The sequence below is a fragment of the Prosthecobacter sp. genome, from assembly GCF_044373815.1.
In the GTDB taxonomy this organism is placed as follows: Bacteria; Verrucomicrobiota; Verrucomicrobiia; order Verrucomicrobiales; family Verrucomicrobiaceae; genus Prosthecobacter.
The window spans coordinates 1-4,411 of the sequence record NZ_JBIPNG010000520.1 but is presented as its reverse complement, the minus strand read 5'-3'; the positions used below and the strand labels follow the sequence as shown (position 1 = coordinate 4,411).

At 63.0% G+C, this 4,411-nt stretch carries 4 protein-coding genes; 2 read left to right on the top strand and 2 right to left on the bottom strand.

All coding sequences use genetic code 11. The features are described from left to right. The coding region (locus tag ACIREA_RS27375; RefSeq protein WP_397385498.1) for a DUF1501 domain-containing protein at positions 1 to 751 on the bottom strand (751 nt) is incomplete at its 3' end. A gap of 34 nt (positions 752 to 785) precedes the next feature. Then, positions 786 to 2,315 carry an SIS domain-containing protein gene (locus ACIREA_RS27370; protein WP_397385497.1) on the bottom strand — a complete coding sequence of 510 codons (1,530 nt, stop codon included), beginning with the start codon at positions 2,313 to 2,315 and terminating at the stop codon, positions 786 to 788. Positions 2,316 to 2,416: 101 nt separating this feature from the next. On the opposite strand from ACIREA_RS27370, the gene ACIREA_RS27365 reads away from it, so the two are divergent. Together ACIREA_RS27365 and ACIREA_RS27360 are read left to right on the top strand one after the other, a co-directional pair. Next, positions 2,417 to 3,436: a chorismate-binding protein gene (locus tag ACIREA_RS27365; RefSeq protein WP_397385496.1), complete on the top strand. Its 1,020-nt coding sequence runs from the start codon at positions 2,417 to 2,419 to the stop codon at positions 3,434 to 3,436. After that, positions 3,433 to 4,411: thiamine pyrophosphate-binding protein (locus tag ACIREA_RS27360; protein WP_397385495.1), on the top strand; the 979-nt coding region annotated here is incomplete at its 3' end. The genes ACIREA_RS27365 and ACIREA_RS27360, both read left to right, overlap by 4 nt.

Below are 4,411 nucleotides of genomic sequence, written 5' to 3'. Positions count from 1 at the left end.
CACGGCGCTGGCTGGCGGCACTGTAGCTGGCGGGAGTGGAGAGATTCAGAATCGGCTCGCCCGTGCCACGCAGCGGGACGCCCTGATAGGTGGTGGGCAGGAAGCCGCTGCCCCAGAGCACGGCACCGCCACGGGGACCGCGCGGACCGCTCTGCAGCACGACGAAGCCGGGCAGATCGCTCGACTCGCTGCCGATGCCGTAAGTGACCCAGGAGCCCATGGAGGGGCGACCGAACTGGCCGCTGCCGGTGTTCATGAAGAGCTTGGCCGGGGCGTGATTGAACAGCTCCGTTTTGCAGGTGGTGACGATGCTGATGTCATCCACGACGCCCTGCATGTGGGGCAGCATGTCGCTGACCCAGGCACCGCTCTGGCCGCGCTGTTGGAACTCGCGGCGGGTGCCAAGGAGCTTGAAGCCGTTGCTGGTGCCCATGAAGGCAAAGCGCTTGCCCTCGATATAGCTCTGCGGGATCGGCTGACCGTTCAGCTCGACGAGCTTCGGCTTGTAATCAAAGAGCTCCAGCTGTGACGGACCGCCCGCCATGAAGAGGTAGATGACGTTCTTGGCGCGAGGCGTGACATTGGACTGCTTCATCACGCCCGGCCCTGCCGCCGCTGCGGCGCTGGCCGCGTGCAGTCCGCGCTCCGCCATCAGCGATGCGAGCGCGACGGAACCGATCCCCATGCCGCACTGGCTGAAGAAGTGGCGGCGGGTCTGGTCGCGGAGCTGGCTGTCGTCCTGAGAAATCATCTAGCGAACTTACGAAGCAACTGACAGCCATGTTTCAAACAGTCACCCCGAGCGCCGCCAGAGTCTTCAGCACGATGGGTTCCCCAGGCTGGAGTTTGTCGCGTTCTTCAAACAGGAGGCGCGTCACTGTTTCATAGCCCGGGAGTTTGCCGGTGCGGCGCTGGGCGAGGAGGCGGACGTAGCGGACAGCGCGGTCGATGAGCTTGTTGTTGCTGGGCTTCACGTAGGTCATGAGGTTGTCGAGGTAGCGGCCCAGACGGCCCATGACGAGGGTGGAGTGAATATTGATCAGCAGCTTGAGCAGCAGGTGGGAATGGAATTCGTGGATGCCGGTCAGATCGATCTGGTGCTTCAGGCCATCGAACTCCCAGACCATCTCCCCTGCCCCGCCGTCGATGTGAAACTGCAGATGCTCGGCCTGTTGGGTGCGGATTTGACGTCGGGCCGCAAGCTGCGCCGAGAAGTCATAAGATGCCAGCACCTCGGCACCGGCGACGTGGCGCACGTCCGGCCATTCCAAGGTGCGCGGCTCACGGTGCAGCAGTGCCTGCCATGCGGCATGTGCGCCGGGCTGCTCCGGCATGAGGAAATGGCACCAAGAGGCCGGGGCGGCAGGATCATCTTGCTTTTCAAACGGCACGAGGCTGAAGGTGGGGGCGCGCTCGGTGGTGTCTGTGACGACGGTGATGCCAAACCGTGCGCTGCTGTAGAACACATAGGCCCCGCGATCATACACCGCCGCCTCATGCTCGATGAAGGGCACGAGAAACTGGCCGTCGCAGTGAGCTACGTGCCGCAGCAGTTGCAGCACCTCTCCCGGGGCATTTTCAGGATCGTGCTGATGCATGAACGCAAAGCCGATGGCCGCCATGAGCACGGTGCTCGCCTGCAATCGGGTGCTGCCGGAGACCGCCATGGCACCCACGGAGAGATTGAGTTTGTGGATGGCCGGATTTTCGATGACGCGCCTGGAACGCGCGGCGACTTTGACCAATTGCTCGTCTGGATTGCAGTAGAGGAACCAGGGGGGATTGGTGGAGAGTTCCGCGGCGCGTTCAGTCGCACCAATGACAAAGGGCGTCTCGCCGCCTTCGGTGGTGGCGATGAGCAGGTCGCCATTGATGAAGCCCAGTTCTTCGAGCTGCCGCGCGCCGTATTCGGGATGGTCCTCAAAGGTTTCAATGGCCTTGATCAAGGCGAGATCCCCGCCGGCCATGAAGGCGACGATGCGTTCCGGATCAGTCACGGGCAGGACACCCATGCGACAGAACACCTCGATGCTCAGCGACAGCCGCCCGGTGGCACCGCAGCCGCAGAGGAAGATCCGGTGCCCGTAGGCGAGGGTGGCGGCGATGGCGCGGGCGAGGTCCGCGAGAGGGGCGGATTTGGCAGCAAACTGGCGCAGGGCGAGCACATCCACCTGATGCATGAGCTTGACCGCCTCCCCCACATCCGTGCGTGCCATTTGCGACAAAGAGGTGGTGAAAGGATGCTGTGATTCCGTATCAAGCGCCCCGAGCTGGTAGTCGGTGGCGACTTTGAGGAATTCGTCGGCAGCATTCATGCAATAGAGGATTCGACTGGCGAGGCGGGAAGGATGTTCACATGTGACTGTTTCCCATCTTGCACGCAGCGCGGCGCGTTTCACTATGCATGCAAAATCGCATGATGGAATTCGCATTGTTCAGGCTGCCCGATGGGCGGGCATGGCTGGGAGAAGGCCCCTTCACCGCGCTGGCCGCCGCGCCGGCCGCGGGGGGAGCCTTCTATATCAATGACTTCGACCTGAAGGACCCCAAGCCCTGGAAAGTGCCTGCGCGGCTGCATGAGATCACCGCTGGCAGCCTCGCGGAGACGATTCACCTCAATGGTTCACAAAAGCCTCAGATACAATGGGCTAAACCCGCCACGGAATGGTTCAAGATGGCCTTCCGCCGCATCCGTCGCGAGGTGCAGGCCAAACGGCTGGAGAAAATGGTGCCCGTGCTCACAGAATCCGGGACTTTGACGGCTGGTGACCCGAGGCGGCTGCTCGACGCGATCATGCACGCTCCTGCGAACATGTGGGGCTACGCCCATGTCCAGGAGGGCGGCGGATTTCTCGGCGCCACGCCCGAACTGCTGTTCAAGGTGAAGGCGCAGCAACTGGAAACGATGGCGCTGGCGGGCACGGCCAAGCCCGGCAATCAGGACGCGTTTTTGACGGATGTGAAGGAGATCGAGGAGCATGAGATCGTGGTGCGCTACCTCACGCAGCAGCTGCAGGCTCTAGGGGCCGTGACCCGTGATCCGCGCACCTTGTGCCAGACCTCCGGCCTCGTGCATTTTCAGACCAAACTGAGCGTGCAGCTAAACTCCGCCGCCGATCCGGCGCAACTGGTGCCGCTGCTGCACCCCACCCCGGCGGTGGGCTGCCTGCCGCGCGATGATGAGTCGATGGAGAAACTGCGCGAGTACCGCCAGCAGCTGAAGGTGCCGGGCTTTTTTGGCGCACCGTTTGGCTTTGCCGAAACCGATGGCACCACGCACATCGTCGTCTCCATTCGCGGCATCTGCTGGGAGGGGAATCAGATCAGCCTGCCCTCGGGCTGTGGCATCGTGGGTGGCAGCGCCTTTGATCACGAATGGCGCGAACTGCGCCTCAAACGCGAGGCCGTGCTGAGACTGCTGGCTCTTCAATCATGACGCAGACCCAGCTCATTCAACAAACCCTGCACACGATCGCCTACCTCGGGGTGCGTGAAGTGTGTGTGGCCGCCGGTGCGCGCAATGCGCCGCTGGTGTCCGCTCTGCTAGCCTGCAGCGGCGTGAAGATCTGGAATTTCTTTGAGGAACGCAGCGCGGCCTTCTTTGCGCTGGGCCGCATCATGGCCGACCGCCAGCCGGTGGCGGTGGTGACGACTTCAGGGACTGCGGCGGCTGAGCTCCTGCCGGCCGTGATCGAAGCGCATTATCAAAATCTGCCGCTGGTGCTGGTGACGGCAGACCGCCCGAAAAGATACCGTGGCAGCGGGGCTCCGCAGGCCATTGAGCAGGCGGGATTGTTTGGCGTTTATGCGACCACCGTGGGCGACTGGGATGCCACGGATGAATCCCACGAAGGCCACTGCTCCGACGGGCCGATGCACCTCAACGTGTGCCTGGATGAACCGCTGGAGACGAATGTGGCTGGCGTTGATTTTTCCGCCGCTCCGCCGCTGCCTGCCACTGAAGAAGGACCGCTCAGCGACCTGCAATGTGATCTCGTGCTGGCAGCGGGTATGCACCCACGTGAGGCCGCTGATGCGGCCGCTTTGCTGGCCCGGATCGGTGCACCGATCATCGCCGAAGCGACCTCAAATCTGCACCGCTTCCCTGAGCTGCAGCCGCTGCTGATTCCCGGTGGTGAACGGGCGCTGCAATCCGCGCGCCCGGCGCATGTGCTGCGCATCGGTGCGGTGCCTTCATGGCGCTGGTGGCGGGATTTGGAGGATCTGCCGAAGATCAAGGTCACCAACATCACCCGCACAGGCTTCAGCGGACTCGCGCGAACGGAGAATGTGGAAACGCTGGCGTGGGAGAACATTCGCAGCACGCAGTTTACCCGCGTCGATCCGCCCTGTGGCATCCTGCGCTTTGAGCCTGACTTTGAAAAATTCCCGGATTCCGAGCCGGCTTGGG